The organism is Streptomyces sp. NPDC029151, assembly GCF_055564315.1.
This window is the reverse complement of the sequence record NZ_JBVHWQ010000002.1, coordinates 751898-770037: the sequence shown is the minus strand read 5'-3', so window position 1 is coordinate 770037 and position 18140 is coordinate 751898. Positions and strand designations below refer to the sequence as shown.

Sequence of the window (18140 nt, the reverse complement as noted above, 5' to 3'; positions counted from 1 at the left end):
GGGATACGCTGCCAGGAGTTGCGGCGACACGGCCGGGATCGTCACCGTTTCGACGGTCCCGACGGCCGGGTACTTGCGCGATCCGTCCCGCCCGTGTGGACTACGGCCAATGCTTCGCGCACGCGCGTGGCTGAGATACTTACCAAGACATGATCAGGAGGCAACCCGTGAGCGCGACCGCGGACCACGCGGAGGAGCGGACGAACCCTGCCGCCAGGCTGGGGTTCCAGCCCGGGCAGGTGGTCCAGGAGATCGGCTACGACGACGACGTCGATCAGGAGCTCCGCGAGGCCATCGAGGAAGCCGTCGAAGGCGACCTGATGGATGAGGACTACGACGACGTGGCCGACGCCGTTGTGCTGTGGTTCCGTGACGACGACGGCGACCTGACGGATGCGCTGGTCGATGCCACCACGTACATCGAGGAGGGCGGCTCCATCCTGCTGCTCACGCCGAAGACCGGACGTTCCGGGTACGTGGAGCCGAGCGACATCCAGGACGCCGCCAAGACGGCCGGACTGACGGCCGCCAAGAGCGTCAGTGTGGGCAAGGACTGGAGCGGCTCGCGCCTGGCGACGCCGAAGGCGAACAAGCCCAAGAAGTGACCTGAGTCCGCCCCCGGACGGGCCGGCCCGGCTCGGCCCGTCCGCGGCGTCCCGGTGACCTCTGCGTAGGGTGGGGACCAGCGTTTGCTGTGCTCTCACCCGATCAGCCCACCGAAGGGATGCACGACGATGGCGATCCAGGTCGGCGACAAGGCGCCCGACTTCGAACTGAAGGACAACCACGGCCGGAGCGTGAGGCTCGCGGACTTCCGCGGCGAGAAGAACGTGGTCCTGCTCTTCTACCCCTTCGCCTTCACCGGCGTGTGCACCGGCGAGCTGTGCGAGCTGCGCGACAACCTGCCGAAGTTCGCGGACCGCGACACCCAGCTGCTCGCCGTCTCCAACGACTCCATCCACACCCTGCGCGTCTTCGCCGAGCAGGAGGGTCTCGAATACCCCCTGCTGAGCGACTTCTGGCCGCATGGCAACGTCTCGCGCGCGTACGGCGTCTTCGACGAGGACAAGGGCTGCGCCGTCCGGGGCACCTTCATCATCGACAAGGAGGGTGTCGTGCGGTGGACCGTGGTCAACGGCCTGCCGGACGCCCGTGACCTCGGCGACTACGTGAAGGCGCTCGACACTCTGTGAGCCGTCCGGGCCGACACCTGTGACGGTTCGGCTCCAGGGTCTGCGGGGGCCGGGAACCCGTCACTAGGATCGGCACGTTGATCCCATATCCGAAGCACGACGGGGCTCCCCGCCCCTGGACACCACATGGAGGACCCGTGGGAGTCAGCCTCAGCAAGGGCGGCAACGTATCGCTGACGAAGGAGGCCCCGGGCCTGACCGCCGTCATCGTCGGCCTGGGGTGGGACGTGCGCACCACGACCGGCACGGACTTCGACCTCGACGCCAGCGCGCTGCTGCTGAACAACTCCGGCAAGGTCGCGAGCGACCAGCACTTCGTCTTCTTCAACAACCTCAAGAGCCCCGACGGCTCGGTCGAGCACACCGGTGACAACCTCACCGGTGAGGGCGAGGGTGACGACGAGCAGATCAAGGTCGACCTGGCCGGTGTCCCCGCCGACATCGAGAAGATCGTCTTCCCGGTGTCGATCTACGACGCCGAGAACCGCCAGCAGTCCTTCGGCCAGGTCCGCAACGCCTTCATCCGCGTCGTGAACCAGGCCGGCGGCCAGGAGATCGCCCGCTACGACCTGAGCGAGGACGCCTCCACCGAGACCGCCATGGTCTTCGGTGAGCTGTACCGGCACGGCACGGAGTGGAAGTTCCGCGCCATCGGCCAGGGCTACGCCTCGGGTCTTCGCGGCATCGCACAGGACTTCGGCGTCAACGTCTGACAGCAGGCGTGTGAGGACCGAGAGCCCGTGAGACCGGCGCCGCCCCGTTTGGGGGCGGCGCCGGACGCGCAGGAACAACCAGGGAAGCACCACCAGGGGAGGACCAGCATCATGGGCGTCACACTCGCCAAGGGGGGCAACGTCTCCCTCTCCAAGGCCGCACCGAACCTCACCAACGTCATGATCGGGCTCGGCTGGGACGCGCGGTCCACCACCGGCGCCCCCTTCGACCTGGACGCCAGCGCGCTGCTGTGCGGGGCCGGCAACCGGGTGCTGGGCGACGAGTGGTTCGTCTTCTACAACCAGCTCAAGAGCCCCGACGGCTCCGTGGAGCACACCGGTGACAACCTCACCGGCGAGGGAGAGGGCGACGACGAGTCCGTCCTGGTGGACCTCGCCAAGGTGCCGCCCCAGTGCGAGAAGATCATCTTCCCGGTCTCCATCCACATGGCGGACGAGCGCGGCCAGACCTTCGGCCAGGTCTCCAACGCCTTCATCCGCGTGGTCAACCAGGCCGACGGCCAGGAACTGGCCCGCTACGACCTCAGCGAGGACGCCTCCACCGAGACCGCGATGATTTTCGGCGAGCTCTACCGGTACCAGGGCGAGTGGAAGTTCCGCGCGGTCGGTCAGGGGTACGCGTCGGGTCTACGAGGCATCGCTCTAGACTTCGGAGTCAACGTTTCGTAAAACTCGGTACGACTCGGGGGAGACCCTCCCCCAGACTTCGTCTGGGAGATGCCCCCACCACACGATGGGGTAGCCAGTGCTTTTGAAAACCTTCGGCTGGTCGTTCGCGGTCACCGCGCTCGGTCTGGTCGCGGCGGTGTTCTACGGAGGGTGGACCGCCTTCGGTCTCGTGGCGATCCTGGCCATCCTGGAGATCTCGCTGTCCTTCGACAACGCGGTGGTCAACGCCGGGATCCTGAAGAAGATGAACGCCTTCTGGCAGAAGATCTTCCTCACGGTGGGCGTCCTGATCGCCGTCTTCGGCATGCGGCTGGTCTTCCCCGTCGTCATCGTCGCGATCAGCGCCAAGATGGGCCCGATCGAGGCGGTCGACCTCGCGCTCAACAACAAGGACCGCTACCAGCAGCTGGTCACCGACGCCCACCCGGCGATCGCCGCGTTCGGTGGCATGTTCCTGCTGATGATCTTCCTCGACTTCATCTTCGAGGACCGGGACATCCAGTGGCTGCGCTGGATCGAGCGGCCCCTGGCCAAGCTCGGCAAGGTCGACATGCTGTCGGTCTGCATCGCCCTGATCGTCCTGCTGGTCACGTCCTTCACCTTCGCCACCCACGCCCACCAGCACGGCGGCATCCACGTCGACAAGGCGCAGACCGTCCTGATCTCCGGGATCGCCGGCCTGATCACCTACATGGTCGTCGGCGGCCTCTCCGGCTACTTCGAGGACAAGCTGGAGGAAGAGGAGGAGCGCGAGCACGAGGAGGAGGAAGAGGCCGCCCGCAGCGGCAAGCAGAAGCCCGCGATCGTCCTGGCCGGCCAGGCCGCGTTCTTCATGTTCCTCTACCTGGAGGTCCTGGACGCCTCCTTCTCCTTCGACGGCGTGATCGGCGCCTTCGCGGTCACCAACGACATCGTCCTGATGGCCCTCGGCCTCGGCATCGGTGCGATGTACGTCCGGTCGCTCACGGTCTACCTGGTCCGGCAGGGCACCCTCGACGACTACGTCTACCTGGAGCACGGCGCCCACTACGCCATCGGCGCCCTCGCCGTGATCCTCATGATCACCATCCAGTACGAGATCCACGAGGTCATCACCGGCCTGGTCGGTGTCGTCCTGATCGCCTGGTCCTTCTTCTCCTCCGTCCGACGCAACCGCGCCCTGGCCGCGGCCGGCGAGGGCAGCGACGAGAAGGCCGAGGTCTCCTCCGGGGTGTGACACCCCGGCGGGTGAGGAACGCTCTGAGCGGGGCGGCCGGCACGGCCGGCCGCCCCGTCGGCGTCACAACGGGTACCTGGGGGCGGGAATGGGTTTCTTCGACGGACTGCTGGGCGGGCGCGCCGCCGACTTCGACTCGGGCAACGCCTCGACCAACGCCATCGAACTGACCAGGCGGCACCAGACGGTGTCCCTCACCAAGCAGGAGGCGGCCACCGGCAACCTGCGCGTCAACCTCTCCTGGCGGATGCGCTCCTCCGACTTCGACGGGATCCAGCGGCCCAGCCTGTTCCGGCACCCCTTCAAGGCACTGAAGCCGCCGGAGGTCCTGGGGCACGGACAGAGCATGGTCGACGTCGACCTCGACCTCGGCTGCCTCTACGAGCTGGCCGACGGCACCAAGGGGGTCGTACAGCCCCTCGGCGGTTACCTCGGCGACGTCAACGCACCGCCGTACATCAAACTCAGCGGCGACGACCGCTTCGGCTCGGGGTCCGGCGAGACCATGTACGTCAACCTCGACCACCGCGACGCCATCAAACGTCTGCTGGTCTTCGTGTACATCTACGACCAGACGCCCGCCTTCGACCGTACCCACGCCGTCGTCACCCTCTACCCGAGCAACGGCCCCCGCATCGAGATAGGCCTCGACGAACGCCACCCCCAGGCCCGCTCCTGCGCCGTGGTCATGATCGAGAACACCAAGGGCGAACTGACGGTCCGCCGCGAGGTCAAGTTCGTCTACGGCTTCCAGGGCGAGCTGGACCGCCTGTACGGGTGGGGCCTGCAGTGGGGCAGGGGGTACAAGACGAAGGTGGACAGGTAGGGGCGGCTCGGGCGCCCTACCGCCCGATGAACTGCGGCCCCTGCGGGGGCAGCCGGAAGGAACCGTCCCCCGCCACGGCCGCCGGCGCCGTCATCGGCTGCGGGTAGCCGTACGCGGGCGGCTGCGCCGGAACCGCGGAGGTCGGCTGCTCCGGGGGCAACGGCGGGGACGGCGGCGACGCGATCGGCTCCTCCTCCATCTCCGACTCGTCCACCGAGATGCCGAAGTCCGTCGCGAGCCCCTTCAGCCCGTTCGAGTAGCCCTCGCCCAGCGCCCGGAACTTCCAGCCCTCCCCGCGGCGGTACAGCTCACCGCAGATCAGCGCCGTCTCCGCGCCGGTCTCCGGCTTGATCTCGAACCGGGCCAGCGGCTCCCCCTCGGCGGCCGAGGCGTCGTACAGCAGGATGCACAGCGCCGGCACCCGGTCGAAGGCGACCCCGTCCGCGGAGGCCACCAGCAGGATCCGGCCGACTCCCGGCTCCACACCGGAGAGGTCTGTCTGGATCGTGTCGGTGAGCCCCTCGGTGATCCGCTTCTTGCCGAGCCGCCACACCTTTCCGGAGGGATGCCGGGGCTGGTTGTAGAAGACGAAGTCCTCGTCGGAGCGCACACGGCCGTCGGGGCCCAGCAGCAGCGCCGAGACGTCCACGTCCGGTACGCCCTGCCCGGGCGTCCAGCGCAGCACGGCGCGCACCGTGGTGGCCTCCAGCGGGACGTTCGACCCCTTCAGCATCGCGTGCGTCATGCGGTCATCCTGCCCTCTCGGTCCTGGTCACGACAATGCGGGGGCGGCGGTGCCGGCAGGGGCGGTCACCGGAAATTCACGCCGGCGGGGAACTCCCGACACGGATCCCTACGTACTATTACCGGCCACCCTTTACCGAACCCAGAGACATGACGCGCACCCCGAGGGAGTCCTATGCGTCATTTCGGGCACATCGCCCCCGAGGTGCGACAGCGCCTCTTCCACCAGGAGCCGTGCGCGTTCACCGCCGACTCCCCGGCCCGGCTGCTCTCCGCGGCCCTGGGCGCCACGCTGTACAGCCCGGCCACCCGGCCCCGGCTCGCCGACGACATCGTCAAACAGGCCGGCAACGGCGTGGTCTCGATGGTGCTGTGCCTGGAGGACTCGATCGACGACGCGGACGTCGGGCCGGGCGAGGAGAACCTGGTCCGGCAGTTCGCCGAGCTGGCCGCCCGGCCCGGCGTGGAGCCGCCCCTGCTGTTCATCCGGGTCCGCGCCCCCGAGCAGATACCGGACCTGGTCCGCCGCCTCGGCCCGGACGTGCGCCTGCTGTCCGGGTTCGTGCTGCCCAAGTTCACCGAGGGACGCGGCCTCCCCTTCCTGGAGGCCCTCACCACGGCCGAGCGGGCCTGCGGCCGGCGCCTCTTCGCCATGCCCGTCCTGGAGTCCCCGGAGCTGCTCTACCGCGAGTCCCGTGTGGAGACCCTGGAGGGGATCTTCCGCGCGGTCGACAAGTACCGCGACCGGGTGCTGGCCCTCCGCCTCGGCGTGACCGATTTCTGCTCCTCCTACGGCCTGCGCCGCGCCCCCGACATGACCGCCTACGACGTCCAGGTCGTCGCCTCGGTGATCGCCGACGTCGTGAACATGCTCGGCCGTGCCGACGGCACCGGCTTCACCGTCACCGGACCGGTCTGGGAGTACTTCCGCGCCTCCGAACGCATGTTCAAGCCGCAGCTGAGACAGAGTCCCTTCCTGGAGGTGCAGGCCGCGGAGCTGCGCGCGAAGCTGATCGAACACGCCATGGACGGACTGCTCCGGGAGATCTCCCTCGACCAGGCCAACGGCCTGCTCGGCAAGACCTGCATCCACCCCTCGCACGTCCTGCCCGTCCACGCGCTCTCCGTGGTCAGTCACGAGGAGTTCAGTGACGCCCAGGACATCCTGCGGCCGGAACGCGGCGGCGGGGGTGTACTCCGGTCGGCCTACACGAACAAGATGAACGAAGTGAAACCGCACCGCGCCTGGGCCGAGCGGACCCTGCTGCGCGCGGAGGCGTTCGGCGTCGCCGGCGAGGACGTCGGCTTCGTGGAACTGCTCGCCGCCGGCATACCCGGCTGAACCCTTCCCCACCTCTCCAAGGAACGCATGAACAACGCAGTGAACGACGGGGTCTGGTCCGGCAGCTGGGTCGCCGAGCGGCTCGGGGTCGAGCTCGTGGGCGACGACGCGCTCCCGGCGCTGCTGGGGCTCGCGCTGCGGCGCAACCCCAAGCGGGCCCACCTGCTGGTCTCCCACGTCCTCGGCAAACACGTGCCGCAGTCGCCGGCCGTGGTGTACGAGCACGGGTTCCGGCTGGGCCGGCGGGTGGCCGCGCTGCTCGGCGAGGAGGAGGGGGCCGGTGCCGTCGTCCTCGGTTATGCGGAGACCGCGACCGGGCTGGGGCACGCCGTCGCCGACGGGCTCGGTTCCGCGCCGTATCTGCACTCCACGCGGCGGGCGGTGCCCGGCGTGCCCCTGGCGGGCGGGTTCGAGGAGTCGCACTCGCACGCCACGTCGCACCTGCTGCTGCCGGAGGACCCCGGCCTGCTGGCCGGGGAGGGGCCGCTGGTGCTGGTGGACGACGAGTTCTCCACCGGCAACACCGTGCTCAACACCATCCGTGATCTGCACGCGCGGTATCCGCGGCGGCGGTACGTGGTGGTCGCCCTGGTCGACATGCGGTCCGCCGAGGACTCCGGCCGGCTGGAACGGTTCGCCGCCGAGATCGGGGCGCGGGTGGATCTCGTCGCCGCCGCGTCGGGGACCGTACGGCTGCCGGAGGGGGTGCTGGAGAAGGGACAGCGGCTGGTCGCGGAGTGCGAGGCCGCCGAGCGCGGGACCGAGGTGACCGCCCGCGCCCGCGCGGCGGAGCCGGGCCGGGTCACCGAGGTCGACCTGCACTGGCCTGCCGGGCTCCCCGACGGCGGGCGGCACGGCTTCACCCCCGCCCACCGGGCCCGTCTCGAAGCCGCCCTGCCCGCCATGGCCGCCCGCGTACGCGACGCCCTGCCCGCCGGCGCCCGCCGGATCCTCGTCCTCGGCTTCGAGGAGCTGATGTACGCCCCGCTGCGGCTCGCCCGGGAGCTGGAGCGGGGGACGGACGCCGAGGTGCGGTTCTCCACCACCACCCGCTCGCCCGTCCTCGCGGTGGACGACCCGGGGTACGCCATCCGTACCCGGCTGGTCTTCCCGGCCCACGACGACCCGGCCGACGGGCCCGGCGAACGGTACGCCTACAACGTGGCCGGTGCCGGCTTCGACGCCGTCGTCGCGGTGGTCGACTCCGTCGCCGACACCCCCGCCCTGCGCGCGCCCGACGGCCTGCCGGCCGCCCTCGCCGCGCACGTCCCGCACGTCCTGCTCGCGGTCGTACCCTCGTACGTCCCGCACCCTCCCGAAAGGCCGTTCATGCTGCCCGAGCCCCTCCGCGGCCCCGCGTTCTCCTCGTACGCGCCGGAGGAGGTCGGCTGGCTGCTCCAGGACCTGTCCGACGTGCCCCTGGAGGCGCCCACGGAGGAGCGGGAGGAGGCGGTCCAGAGCGGCGGTGCGCACTACGCGGAGTCGCTGCCGGTGGAGTACCAGCCCAGCGCGCGGTACCAGGAGCTGTTCCACGCGGCGCTCGAGGCGTCGGCCGCCCGGATCGCGCAGGCCGCCGGGGTGGTGACCGAGACGGTCCTCGCCGAGCGGTCGCCCCGTCCGGTGCTGGTCTCCCTGGCCCGCGCGGGCACCCCGGTCGGGATCCTGATGCGCCGCTGGGCGCAGTTCCGGCACGGCCTGGAGCTTCCGCACTACGCCGTGTCGATCGTGCGCGGCCGCGGCATCGACGCCAACGCGCTGCGCTGGCTCGCCGACCGCCACGACCCCCGGGACGTCGTCTTCGTCGACGGCTGGACCGGAAAGGGCGCGATCACCCGGGAACTCGCCCGGGCCGTCGAGGAGTTCGAGGCCGCCGAGGGCGTCACCGGGTTCGACCCGGAGATCGCCGTCCTCGCCGACCCCGGCTCCTGCGTGCGCACCTACGGCACCCGCGAGGACTTCCTCATCCCCTCCGCCTGCCTCAACTCGACCGTCTCCGGCCTGGTCTCCCGTACGGTGCTGCGCGCCGACCTGGTCGGCCCGCACGACTTCCACGGCGCCAAGTTCTACCGCGAACTGGCCGGCGCGGACGTCTCCGTGGCCTTCCTCGACGCCGTCTCCGCCCGCTTCCCGGAGGTCGCCGACACCGTCGACGGCGCGGTGAAGGAGCTGCTGGCCGCCGACCGCACCCCGACCTGGGCGGGCTGGCGGGCGGTCGAGCGGATCAGCGAGGAGTACGGCATCCACGACGTCAACCTGGTCAAGCCGGGCGTCGGCGAGACCACCCGGGTGCTGCTGCGCCGGGTGCCGTGGAAGATCCTCGCGCGGGCGGGGGCGGGCGCCGACCTGGACCACGTGCGGCTGCTCGCCGGGCAGCGCGGGGTACCGGTCGAGGAGGTCGGCGACCTGCCGTACACCTGCGTCGGCCTGATCCACCCCCGGTACACGCGGGGCGCGACGGGCGCCGACGGCAAGGCGGTGAACGTCTGATGCCGGTGCTGGTGGCCAGCGATCTCGACCGTACGCTCATCTACTCCTCCGCGGCCCTCGCGCTGACCATGCCGGACGCACGGGCGCCCCGGCTGCTGTGCGTGGAGGTCCACGAATCGAGGCCCCTCTCCTTCATGACGGAGACGGCGGCCGGTCTGCTCACCGACCTCGGGGACGCGGCCGTGTTCGTGCCGACGACGACCCGGACGCGCAAGCAGTACCAGCGCATCAACCTTCCGGGTCCGCCGCCCGCGTACGCGATCTGCGCCAACGGCGGTCATCTGCTGGTGGACGGGGTCACGGACGCCGACTGGCACGCGAGCGTGCTGGCGCGGCTCGCGGACGAGTGCGCGCCGCTGGACGAGGTCCGCGAGCACCTGCTGCGCTCCGCCGACCCGGTGTGGGTGCGCAAGCACCGGGTCGCGGAGGACCTGTTCGCCTATCTGGTGGTGGAGCGCGAGCTGCTGCCCGAGGACTGGGTGAAGGAGCTGGCGGTGTGGGCCGAGAACCGCGGCTGGACGGTCTCCCTCCAGGGGCGCAAGATCTACGCCGTCCCGAAGCCGCTCACCAAGAGCGCGGCCGTCCGCGAGGTCGCCCGGCGCACCGGCGCGGAGCCGACCCTGGCGGCCGGCGACTCCCTGCTCGACGCCGACCTGCTCCTGGCCGCCGACAGGGGCTGGCGCCCCGGCCACGGCGAACTGGCGGACACGCAGTGGACGGCCCCGGCGGTCAGCGCCCTGCCGGAGCGGGGCGTACTGGCGGGGGAACGGATCCTGCGGGAGTTCCTGCGCGCGGCCGGGCGGCCCGCGTAGGGGGCGCCCCGTGGGCGGCTACCCGCAGCACCCGCCGCCGCAGCACCCGCCCCCGCCGGCCCTCGGCGCGGGCGCGGGTGTGGCGGACGACACGCCGCCCACGGAAACAGTCGACAAAAGCTTCACCGTGTCGTCGTGCCCGGCGGGGCACGGCGCGGGAGCGGCCGACTCGGCCATCGGTCGGCTCAGTTCGAACGTGTCGCCGCAGGTCCGGCAGCGGTACTCGTAGCGAGGCATACGCTCAGGTTAGCCGTCAAGGCCCAGCCGGGGGCGTCTCAATGTTTCCTGAGTGTTGCTTTCCATCCGGCATATGTGCAGGGCATTCGAAAACGTTACTGATAATTTGTGAACGCCGTTGCGAGGATGCTCAGCTCACCCGCGCGAGCAAGACCGAGTGCGGAGGGAGACGCAGGCGTGACCGATGCGTCGCAGGGGGAGGGCGGCCCCATGGGGGGCGGCCGTGGCGAGGAGCCGTTGGGCGCCGACGAGACCCTGCATCTGAGAGTCGACGCCCTCAGGGCGGACGAGACCATGCAGTTGCGCGTCCCCCCGCCGCCGGAGCCACCCGCTCCGGGCGGCGGCCGGGCGGAGCGCCGCCGTGGTGCGCGCTCCGCCGGACGGGAGCGCACCGCGACGACGGGCGGCGCCGTCACGGCCGCGCCCGGGCCGCTCGGCCGCCTGCCGGGCCCGCTGGGCCGCGCGCTGGCGCCCCTCGGCCGCCTGTTCGCGCCCCTGGCCCCGTATACCCGCCGCATGGCCCCGTACGCGCGCCGGTTCAAGCCGGTCTATCCGCGCCCGGGCCGCGCCGGCTGGCGGCGCTGGATACCCTCCTGGCGCCAGTGGCTCGGCGCCACCCTGGCCTCGTTCGGCCTGCTCGGCGCGTTCCTCGTCACCGCGTACGCGATGACCGACATACCGGACAATCTCAACTCGTACGCCACACAACAGGACAACGTCTACTTCTGGTCCGACGGCACGCCCATGGCCCGCACGGGCTGGGTGCAGCGGCAGGCGATGCCGCTGAAGGACATCCCCCCGGACGTCCGCTGGGCGGTGCTCGCGGCGGAGAACGAGAGTTTCTACTCGGACCCGGGCATATCCGCCAAAGGCATCACCCGCGCGGTGTTCCGCACCCTGGGACAGGGGGACACCGAGGGCGGATCGACCATCACCCAGCAGTACGTCAAAAACGTCTATCTCACGCAGAACCAGACGGTCAGCCGTAAATTCACCGAGGCGATGATCGCCCTCAAGCTCGACAACAAGATGAGCAAGGACGAGATCCTCGAGGGCTATCTGAACACCAGCTGGTTCGGCCGCGGCAGCTACGGCATCCAGCGCGCCGCCCAGGCCTACTACGGCAAGGACGTCGGCAAGCTCAACGCCTCCGAGGCGGCCATGCTCGCCTCCCTGCTCAAGGGCGCCGGCCTCTACGACCCCACCCTCAACAAGGCCAACCACGCGCGGGCCGTCGAACGCTGGTCCTGGATCCTCGACCGCATGGTCAAGATCGGCAAGCTGTCGCCGCAGGAGCGGGCCACGTACACGAAGTACCCCGAGCCGCTGAAGAGCAACCCGCTGTACAACACCGGTGCGCAGAGCGACTACCTGGTGGAGCTGGCCTCGCAGTACGCCAAGAAGGCCGCCCGCCTCACGGACAAGCAGTTCGACCTCGGCGGCTACCAGATCTACACGACCTTCGACCGCAAGCGGGAGAAGGCCCTCACCGACGCCGTCACCCAGGCCCGCAAGAAGGCCCGGCAGGACGACCCCGCGACGGCGAAGAACGGCCACTACGGCGCCGCCTCGGTGACCGCGGACGGCCGGATCCTCGCCGTCTACGGCGGCCCGGACCACCGCAAACAGGGCTACAACGAGTCCAACGCGACCACCGTGCCGGCCGGCACCGCCTTCACCCCGTTCGTCTACGCCGCCGGACTCGAACACGGGGTGCACACCACCCGCGACGGACCCGCCACCCCGGTCACCCCGGACAGCGTCTACGACGGCGACGACGGCGTCCCCGTCACCACCCCCGAGGGGCCGTACTGGGACCGCAGCGGCAAGAAGGTCGTCGCGCACAACGACGGCGGAAGGTCCTACGGGAAGATCACCCTGCGCGAGGCGATGGCGAAGTCGGTGAACACCCCGTTCATGCAGCTCGGCATGGACGCCGGTCTCGACACCGTCCGCCGGACCGCCGTCGACTCCGGACTGCTGTCCTCCAGCATGGGACCCCAGGTGCCCGCCCTGTCGCTGGGCAACTCCACGCCCAGCGCGATCCGGATGGCCAGCGGCTACGCCACCTTCGCCGCAGGCGGCACCCACACCGAGCCGTACTCGGTGCGCCGGATCACCCGCAACGGCTCCCCGGTCCCGCTCGCCACCCCGCACCCCAGGCGCGCGGTCGGCGCCAAGGTGGCCGAGGAGGTCACCGAGGCGCTCGGCGACTCCTTCCGCACCGCCCACCCCGGGGCGGCGGCCGGCCGCGCCGGGGTGTCCGGGAAGGCCGGCACCACCGAGAAGGACACCGCCGCCTGGTACGTCGGCACGGCCGACTCCGTGTCCACCGCGATCGTCGTCTACCGGATCGACCTGGCCAGGTCCCTGGAGCCACTGCCGCTCAAGGGCCTGGCCGGAACGTCCGCCAACAGCGTCCCGTATGCCCTCTGGTCGGCAGCGACGGGCCTCGGCTGAGCCGGGGTCCCGTGCACCCTCCCCTTCCGCAGAATGAGCCGCGCATGCCCCGCAAGATGTCGTCGTCAGGCCGCCGTCGAGCCCCCCGCCGCCGCAGTGCGCCCCGCGCCACCCGACCACAGGTCCTGACACTGGCCGCCCTCCTCGTCGTCGCCTCGCTGGTCGCCGGGTTCCTGGCGCTGTCCGGTACGCACAGCAGCAGCACGCCCGCCGCCGCGGCCGGCAAGAAGCCGACGTCCGCGCCGAAGGCCTCCCCGACCCCGGAGTGGGACGGCAGGACGAAGATCCTCGGTGACGGCTCCACCTCCTACACCGGACCGCAGAAGGGGCAGTTGAAGCCGGTGCCGCTCAAGCCCGGTGAGAAGCCCCCGCAGTTCGTGGTCTTCTCCTGGGACGGAGCCCTGGAGGGCAGCGACCACCTGTTCTCGCACTACCGGGAGCTGGCCAAGGAGTACAACGCCCACATGACCTTCTTCCTCACCGGCATCTACCTGCTGCCCAAGAGCAAGAAGGCCCAGTACCACGGCCCCATGCACTCCCCGGGTGACGCCGCGATCGACTACGCCACCGACGACCACATCCGCACCACGCTGGAGCAGCTGGGCAAGGCCTACCAGGACGGCAACGAGATCGGCACCCACTTCAACGGCCACTTCTGCGGCGCCAAGGGCGGCGGCGACTGGAGCGTGCAGGAGTGGAAGAGCGAGATCGACCAGTTCTACTCCTTCGTGGAGCACTGGAAGACCAACACCGGCTGGAAGGACGTCCCCCCGCTCCCCTTCGACTTCAAGAAGGAGGTCGCCGGCGGCCGCGCGCCCTGCCTGGAGGGACAGCCCAACCTGCTGAAGGCCATCAAGAGCTACGGCTGGCGCTACGACGCCAGCTCCCCGGGCGACTTCCAGATATGGCCCAGCAAGAAGAACGGCATATGGGACTTCCCGCTCCAGCTGCTGCCGTACACGAACGACGTCCAGGCCCTGTCCATGGACTTCAACTTCCTCTACAACCAGTCCGACGGCGAGACCCAGGGCGACCCGGCCAGGTTCTCCGAGTGGGAGCAGATGACCGTCGACTCGTACATGAAGGGCTTCAACCGCGTCTACTACGGCAGCCGGGCCCCGCTGTTCATCGGCAACCACTTCGAGGACTGGAACGGCGGCATCTACATGAAGTCCATCGACCAGGTGGTCAAGGACGTCTGCACCAAGAAGGGCGTCAAGTGCGTGTCCTTCAAGGAACTGTCCGACTGGCTGGACGTCCAGAAGCCGCAGACGCTGGCCGCGCTGCGCAGCCTGGACCCCGCCCAGTCGCCCGACTGGTCGGCGGTCGTCAAGTGACAAGTACGCGCAAGGGATTCCACTTGTGCAACCCCCTTCACAACCGCCGCACCCGGCGTGGCAAGATGCCCCTCGCCCGGTAGGTGTACCGGCGTAGAGGGGAACATCATTGAAATCTAGAAGACTGAGCCGTGGGCGGCGCCGTACGGCCATAGTGACCGCCGCGGCCGCCTCGGTGGTCGCGGGCGTGGCCCTGGTGCCCAACTGGAGCGCGGGCGCGGCCGTCACCGACGACCCGACGGTGGACGCGGCCACCAAGGCGACCTTCCAGAAACTGGCCGACGCGGTCTTCACCGACCGCACCCAGGCCCTCGTGGACGGCGCCGGCAAGCAGCAGACCCGGCACACGTCCGGCTTCTCCGGCTCCGTGCGCCTGTCCGGCGGACAGACCCGCCAGGAGAAGTCCGCACTCGACGCCCTGCGCGACCGCCGCAGCCGCCTCGCCCGTCTGGGCGAGACCTACCGCGCCGGCAGCACCAAGGTCACGCTGGACGCCACCCAGGTGAAGGGCCGCCACGCCAAGGTCGCCGTCACGGAGACCACGACGCTGACCTACCAGAAGGTCACCGGCAAGAGCCCCAAGAGCACCGGGTTCCAGGCCCACCACGAGCTGACCTTCCGGGCCGACCAGCACGGCACCTGGCAGCTCACCGGCATCCGCGACACCGACGACGGCTACCTCGCCGTCAACCAGGTCGCCAAGCCCACCGTCGCCAAGGTCAGGGCCACCGGCGAGGACGACGGCCCGCCCTCCGCGGCCCGCTCCGCCACCACCTGGCCCGCGCCCGCCAACGCGAAGAACTTCTCCGCGACCGGCTACGACTACAAGGCGATGGTGGCGTACGCGCAGAAGTACTGGAACAACTACAACCCCGCCTACCCCGACTTCAACGGGCAGGGCGCCGGCGGCGACTGCACCAACTTCGTCAGCCAGGCCCTGAAGGCCGGCGGCTGGAAGCACGTGCCCGGCTACACGAACGACTTCCACAAGTGGTTCGGGAACTCCGACATCCAGTCCGACTCGTTCGTCGGCGTCAACGAGTTCTCCTGGTTCGCCCTGTCCTCCAAGCGGGCCACCAGCCTCGCCAACATCTACCAGCTGGACCTCGGCGACGTGCTGCAGATGGACTTCAACCGCGACGGGTCCAAGGACCACTCGATGATCGTCACCTACCGGGACCGCCGGGGCGTGCCGTACGTGAGCTACCACTCCACCAACACCTACAACAGGTCGGTGGCCAGCCTCGTCGCCTCGTACCCGAACGCGGCGTTCTACGCCTACAGGACCTGACCCCGTCCCGGCTGCCGCGGGCCCTGCCGCCCCTGGACCTCCCGCCGCTCCGGCTGCTGCTCCGGCCGCATCCGCTGCTCCTGCGGGGAGGTCTCCGGGTGGCGGGCCCGCCAGTACGGGTTGTCGTGCGGCAGATTGTGGCCGACCCGGCCGTACATGCCGAACGTCATCAGCAACAGGCCCACGATGAAGCTGAAGAAGACGTTCTGGATCCTGAACGCCAGGAAATTGGAGTTCGTGTCCAGCAGGCCGAGGAACAAAAAGCCGTTCAGCAGGAACAGCACCCCCAGGACCATGTTCAGCGTCGACGCGAAGTTCCCGCCGATCACCATGCCGGCCAGCAGGACCGCGCCGATGCAGACCGACAGCACACTCAGCGCGCCGTTGGTGTTCAGCCCGGCGACCGCGTTCCCGCCGGTGTTGAAGAAACCGATGTGGTCCACCAGGCCGAGGATGCCGAAGACGACCAGGAACACCCCGATCAGCCCCGCGCCCATGCGGTAGACGGTGTTCAGCCGGTGGTCGACGGGCAGGTGGTCGTCCAGCCGCGGACGCTGCCGTTCCTCGGCCTTCCTCGAATGCACTGCGTGTGTGGCCATGTCCGCCTCCCTCGGGCGCTAGCGGAGGCCATCCGTACCCTTCAATATCCGCTCGCCCCGCACCCCCGGCAACACGTCACGGCTCAGTGCCCCGCGCCCCGCTCCTCACGGATTCCCGCCACCACCCGCGCCACCGACTGCCGCACCCCCTCCGTCTCGGACAGGAAGTGCCAGTAGTCCGGATGCCGCCCCTCCAGCGTGCCGACCGCCCGCTCCAGCCGCGCCACCGCCTCGTCCAGCGGCCCGGCGTGCCGCGGATCAGGAGTGGTACGCCCCGTCATCGCCAGCCGCTGGGCGTCCCGGATCGCGAACCGGGTCCGTTCGATCTCCGCCTGCGGATCCTTCTGCACCGCGTTCAGCCGGTTCAGCCGGTCACCGGCCGCCGACACCGCGTCGTCCGTCGCGTTCAGCAGCGCCCGCACCGTCGACAGCAGCGAGGTGGCGTCCGGCCAGCGCTGCTCGTCCCGTGCCGCCTGCGCCTCCCGCAGCTTCCGCTCCGCCTGCCGGATGTTCTCCGCCGCCAGCGCGGGCACCTGCTGCAGGTCCTGCCAGCAGGCCGCCGCGAACCGGCGCCGCAGCTCGCTCAGCACCGGCTCCACCTGACCCGCCCGCGTGGTCAGCGCCTGCGCCCGGGTCCGCAGACTGACCAGCCGGTGGTCGGTCTCCGCCGCCCGCTCCGGCAGCCGCTCGGCCTCCGCCCGGATCGCCCCGGCCTCCCGCTGCACCCGCTCGGCCCGCTCCAGCGTCGCCTGCACCCCGTGCTGCCCCGCACCCTGGTTCAGCCTGGTCAGCTCCGGCGCCAGGGCCGCCAGCCGCGCCGCGAGCTCCTCCGCCCGCAGCCCCCTGTCGCGTACGGCGTCCAGCGCGTTGCTCGCCGCCAGCAGCGACTGCCGGGCCCGTTCCACGGCCGGCGCCAGCCGCGCCAGCCGCGTCTCCGCCTTGCCGAGCAGGGGCCCGAGCGAGCCGCCGAACCGGTCCAGCTCCTGCCGGGCCCGCACCAGCTCGTCCTTGGCCGCCGTCAGCTCCGCCCGCGCCCGGGCCGCCACACCGGCCTCCAGGTCGTGCCGGTCCAGGTCGTGTGCGTCGACCGCCTCGATGTACCGCCGGCTGACCTCGTCGATCCGCTGCCCGAGCGCCGCGAAGTCCGCGACGGCACGCCGGGCCGCGGGGGAGTCGTCCACCGCCGAGATCGTCTCGATGGAGATCCGCAGGTCCCGCTGCGCGGTGTCGAGTTCGTAGAACGCCGTCGCCGCCGCGTCCTTCGCCGCCTGCGCGTCGGCCCGCTGGCTCTCCGCCCGCCCGCCGAACCACCGCCGGGTCCCCCCGCCAGCGAAGGCGGCCGGCACCGCGAGCACGGCCACCGCGGGCAGGGCCGCCAGCACCACGAGGTCCCACAGCGTCCGGGCCCCACGCCGGGCCGGTGCGGCGGACGACGGCGGGTACGGCTCTCTCACTGGTGTGCCCGGTGTCGCCGTCACATCCCTCTCCCGTGCCGTGCTTCGCGCTGGGTGGTGTCATTGTCCCACCTGGGTAGGACGACGTCGGGGGGCGGTCAGTTCACCAGCGGGCGGGCGGATCGGCGAGGGTACGGGCCCCCGGCTCCGGATTGCGGTGCAGCCGCTGCGGCGATGTAGGCTGTCGACCTGTCCCGGGTGCGTAGCTCAGGGGTAGAGCGCCTGCCTTACAAGCAGGATGTCGGCGGTTCGAAACCGTCCGCGCCCACCGGTCCGGCCCCTCGGAGAGTCCTCCGAGGGGCCGTTTCCGTTCCTACTCCTCCTCGGCCGCCCGCTCGTGGGCGTGCTTCAGCCGGGAGCGGGCCTCCACGCGGTCCGCTGCCGCCACCTCGGCCCAGAAGCGGTGGGTGCTGACGAACACCGCGAGTTCGTGCTCGCGCCGCCGCAGCTTCTCCACCTCGGCCTGCTCGTCCTCCGTCCAGCCCGGGGACGCGGGCCGCTCCACCTTGCGCCAGCCGGTGTCGTCGCTGAAGCCGTCCATCGGCTCGACCGACCAGGGCAGCCGCTTGAGCAGGGCCGACAGCTCGGCCCGGACCTGATGCAGCTCCTCCTGGCCGGCGAGGAGGTCACTGGGGAATTCATAGGTCGTAGCCACGGCGCAATGCTACGCCTGTTCGATTTTCCGGTGCGAGGCCGAAGAGGGGATACGGGCGAGGTTCAGCCGAACGGGTGGCCGGGG

17 protein-coding genes and 1 tRNA gene are annotated in these 18140 nt (G+C 70.6%); 13 read left to right on the top strand and 5 right to left on the bottom strand.

Features of this window, described 5'->3' with window-relative positions; genetic code table 11:
- The first annotated feature begins 167 nt into the window (after positions 1–167).
- The 6 genes from ACZ4VF_RS11240 to ACZ4VF_RS11215 all read left to right on the top strand — a co-directional run bounded on the left by ACZ4VF_RS11240 (position 168) and on the right by ACZ4VF_RS11215 (position 4638).
- Complete coding sequence (locus ACZ4VF_RS11240; RefSeq protein ID WP_467924990.1) at positions 168–605, top strand: DUF3052 domain-containing protein; 438 nt, start codon at positions 168–170, stop codon at positions 603–605.
- Positions 606–734: 129 nt separating this feature from the next.
- Positions 735–1193: a peroxiredoxin gene (locus tag ACZ4VF_RS11235; RefSeq protein ID WP_467924988.1), complete on the top strand. Its 459-nt coding sequence runs from the start codon at positions 735–737 to the stop codon at positions 1191–1193.
- 137 nt (positions 1194–1330) lie between these two features.
- Positions 1331–1906, top strand: a complete 576-nt coding sequence (locus tag ACZ4VF_RS11230; protein WP_467924986.1) for a TerD family protein — start codon at positions 1331–1333, stop codon at positions 1904–1906.
- A 111-nt stretch (positions 1907–2017) separates the two neighbouring features.
- Entirely contained in the window at positions 2018–2596 is a 579-nt protein-coding gene (locus tag ACZ4VF_RS11225) for a TerD family protein (protein WP_189294074.1), read from the top strand.
- 76 nt (positions 2597–2672) lie between these two features.
- Positions 2673–3812: a DUF475 domain-containing protein gene (locus ACZ4VF_RS11220; RefSeq protein WP_467924984.1), complete on the top strand. Its 1140-nt coding sequence runs from the start codon at positions 2673–2675 to the stop codon at positions 3810–3812.
- 88 nt (positions 3813–3900) lie between these two features.
- Positions 3901–4638 carry a TerD family protein gene (locus ACZ4VF_RS11215; RefSeq protein ID WP_467924982.1) on the top strand — a complete coding sequence of 246 codons (738 nt, stop codon included), beginning with the start codon at positions 3901–3903 and terminating at the stop codon, positions 4636–4638.
- A gap of 16 nt (positions 4639–4654) precedes the next feature.
- Here the strand turns inward: ACZ4VF_RS11215 and ACZ4VF_RS11210 are convergent, their stop codons facing one another.
- On the bottom strand, positions 4655–5383 hold the full coding sequence (locus tag ACZ4VF_RS11210; RefSeq protein ID WP_467924980.1) for a TerD family protein: 729 nt from the start codon (positions 5381–5383) through the stop codon (positions 4655–4657).
- Between the two features lie 174 nt (positions 5384–5557).
- On the opposite strand from ACZ4VF_RS11210, the gene ACZ4VF_RS11205 reads away from it, so the two are divergent.
- From ACZ4VF_RS11205 to ACZ4VF_RS11195, 3 genes are read left to right on the top strand one after another with little or no spacing between them, the layout of a single operon-like run.
- Positions 5558–6724: an HpcH/HpaI aldolase/citrate lyase family protein gene (locus tag ACZ4VF_RS11205; protein ID WP_467924978.1), complete on the top strand. Its 1167-nt coding sequence runs from the start codon at positions 5558–5560 to the stop codon at positions 6722–6724.
- 27 nt (positions 6725–6751) lie between these two features.
- The gene (locus tag ACZ4VF_RS11200; protein WP_467924976.1) at positions 6752–9211 is read left to right on the top strand and encodes a phosphoribosyltransferase; all 2460 of its coding nucleotides are present in this window, start codon (positions 6752–6754) and stop codon (positions 9209–9211) included.
- Positions 9211–10023 (top strand): HAD family hydrolase, encoded by an 813-nt coding sequence (locus ACZ4VF_RS11195; protein WP_467924974.1) that lies wholly within the window; start codon positions 9211–9213, stop codon positions 10021–10023. Before ACZ4VF_RS11200 ends, ACZ4VF_RS11195 begins: the two co-directional genes overlap by 1 nt.
- 18 nt (positions 10024–10041) lie before the next feature.
- Here the strand turns inward: ACZ4VF_RS11195 and ACZ4VF_RS11190 are convergent, their stop codons facing one another.
- Positions 10042–10260, bottom strand: coding sequence for an FmdB family zinc ribbon protein (locus tag ACZ4VF_RS11190; RefSeq protein WP_467924972.1), 219 nt, complete (start codon positions 10258–10260; stop codon positions 10042–10044).
- A gap of 210 nt (positions 10261–10470) precedes the next feature.
- On the opposite strand from ACZ4VF_RS11190, the gene ACZ4VF_RS11185 reads away from it, so the two are divergent.
- The 3 genes from ACZ4VF_RS11185 (at position 10471) to ACZ4VF_RS11175 (ending at position 15348) form a co-directional block, all read left to right on the top strand.
- Positions 10471–12720, top strand: coding sequence for a transglycosylase domain-containing protein (locus tag ACZ4VF_RS11185; RefSeq protein ID WP_467925617.1), 2250 nt, complete (start codon positions 10471–10473; stop codon positions 12718–12720).
- Between the two features lie 44 nt (positions 12721–12764).
- Positions 12765–14057 carry a polysaccharide deacetylase family protein gene (locus ACZ4VF_RS11180; RefSeq protein ID WP_467924970.1) on the top strand — a complete coding sequence of 431 codons (1293 nt, stop codon included), beginning with the start codon at positions 12765–12767 and terminating at the stop codon, positions 14055–14057.
- A 187-nt stretch (positions 14058–14244) separates the two neighbouring features.
- Positions 14245–15348 carry an amidase domain-containing protein gene (locus ACZ4VF_RS11175; RefSeq protein WP_467925615.1) on the top strand — a complete coding sequence of 368 codons (1104 nt, stop codon included), beginning with the start codon at positions 14245–14247 and terminating at the stop codon, positions 15346–15348.
- Here ACZ4VF_RS11175 and ACZ4VF_RS11170 read toward each other — a convergent pair.
- Complete coding sequence (locus ACZ4VF_RS11170; RefSeq protein WP_467924968.1) at positions 15336–15947, bottom strand: DUF4383 domain-containing protein; 612 nt, start codon at positions 15945–15947, stop codon at positions 15336–15338. The two genes, ACZ4VF_RS11175 and ACZ4VF_RS11170, sit on opposite strands and share 13 nt — an antisense overlap.
- 83 nt (positions 15948–16030) lie before the next feature.
- On the bottom strand, positions 16031–17425 hold the full coding sequence (locus ACZ4VF_RS11165; RefSeq protein ID WP_467924966.1) for a hypothetical protein: 1395 nt from the start codon (positions 17423–17425) through the stop codon (positions 16031–16033).
- Between the two features lie 172 nt (positions 17426–17597).
- Here ACZ4VF_RS11165 and ACZ4VF_RS11160 point away from each other — a divergent pair.
- Positions 17598–17669: transfer RNA gene (locus ACZ4VF_RS11160), tRNA-Val, on the top strand.
- 45 nt (positions 17670–17714) lie between these two features.
- On the opposite strand, the gene ACZ4VF_RS11155 is transcribed toward ACZ4VF_RS11160, so the two are convergent.
- Positions 17715–18056, bottom strand: coding sequence for a hypothetical protein (locus ACZ4VF_RS11155; protein WP_467924964.1), 342 nt, complete (start codon positions 18054–18056; stop codon positions 17715–17717).
- Between the last annotated feature and the right edge of the window lie 84 nt (positions 18057–18140).

Bases quoted from the DNA above. Each gene is read 5' to 3' on its own strand.
- ACZ4VF_RS11235 (WP_467924988.1), top strand. From the start codon at position 735: ATGGCGATCCAGGTCGGCGACAAGGCGCCCGACTTCGAACTGAAGGAC.
- ACZ4VF_RS11225 (WP_189294074.1), top strand. From the start codon at position 2,018: ATGGGCGTCACACTCGCCAAGGGGGGCAACGTCTCCCTCTCCAAGGCC.
- ACZ4VF_RS11215 (WP_467924982.1), top strand. From the start codon at position 3,901: ATGGGTTTCTTCGACGGACTGCTGGGCGGGCGCGCCGCCGACTTCGAC.
- ACZ4VF_RS11210 (WP_467924980.1), bottom strand. From the start codon at position 5,383: ATGACGCACGCGATGCTGAAGGGGTCGAACGTCCCGCTGGAGGCCACC.
- ACZ4VF_RS11205 (WP_467924978.1), top strand. From the start codon at position 5,558: ATGCGTCATTTCGGGCACATCGCCCCCGAGGTGCGACAGCGCCTCTTC.
- ACZ4VF_RS11200 (WP_467924976.1), top strand. From the start codon at position 6,752: ATGAACAACGCAGTGAACGACGGGGTCTGGTCCGGCAGCTGGGTCGCC.
- ACZ4VF_RS11195 (WP_467924974.1), top strand. From the start codon at position 9,211: ATGCCGGTGCTGGTGGCCAGCGATCTCGACCGTACGCTCATCTACTCC.
- ACZ4VF_RS11190 (WP_467924972.1), bottom strand. From the start codon at position 10,260: ATGCCTCGCTACGAGTACCGCTGCCGGACCTGCGGCGACACGTTCGAA.
- ACZ4VF_RS11185 (WP_467925617.1), top strand. From the start codon at position 10,471: ATGGGGGGCGGCCGTGGCGAGGAGCCGTTGGGCGCCGACGAGACCCTG.
- ACZ4VF_RS11180 (WP_467924970.1), top strand. From the start codon at position 12,765: ATGCCCCGCAAGATGTCGTCGTCAGGCCGCCGTCGAGCCCCCCGCCGC.
- ACZ4VF_RS11170 (WP_467924968.1), bottom strand. From the start codon at position 15,947: ATGGCCACACACGCAGTGCATTCGAGGAAGGCCGAGGAACGGCAGCGT.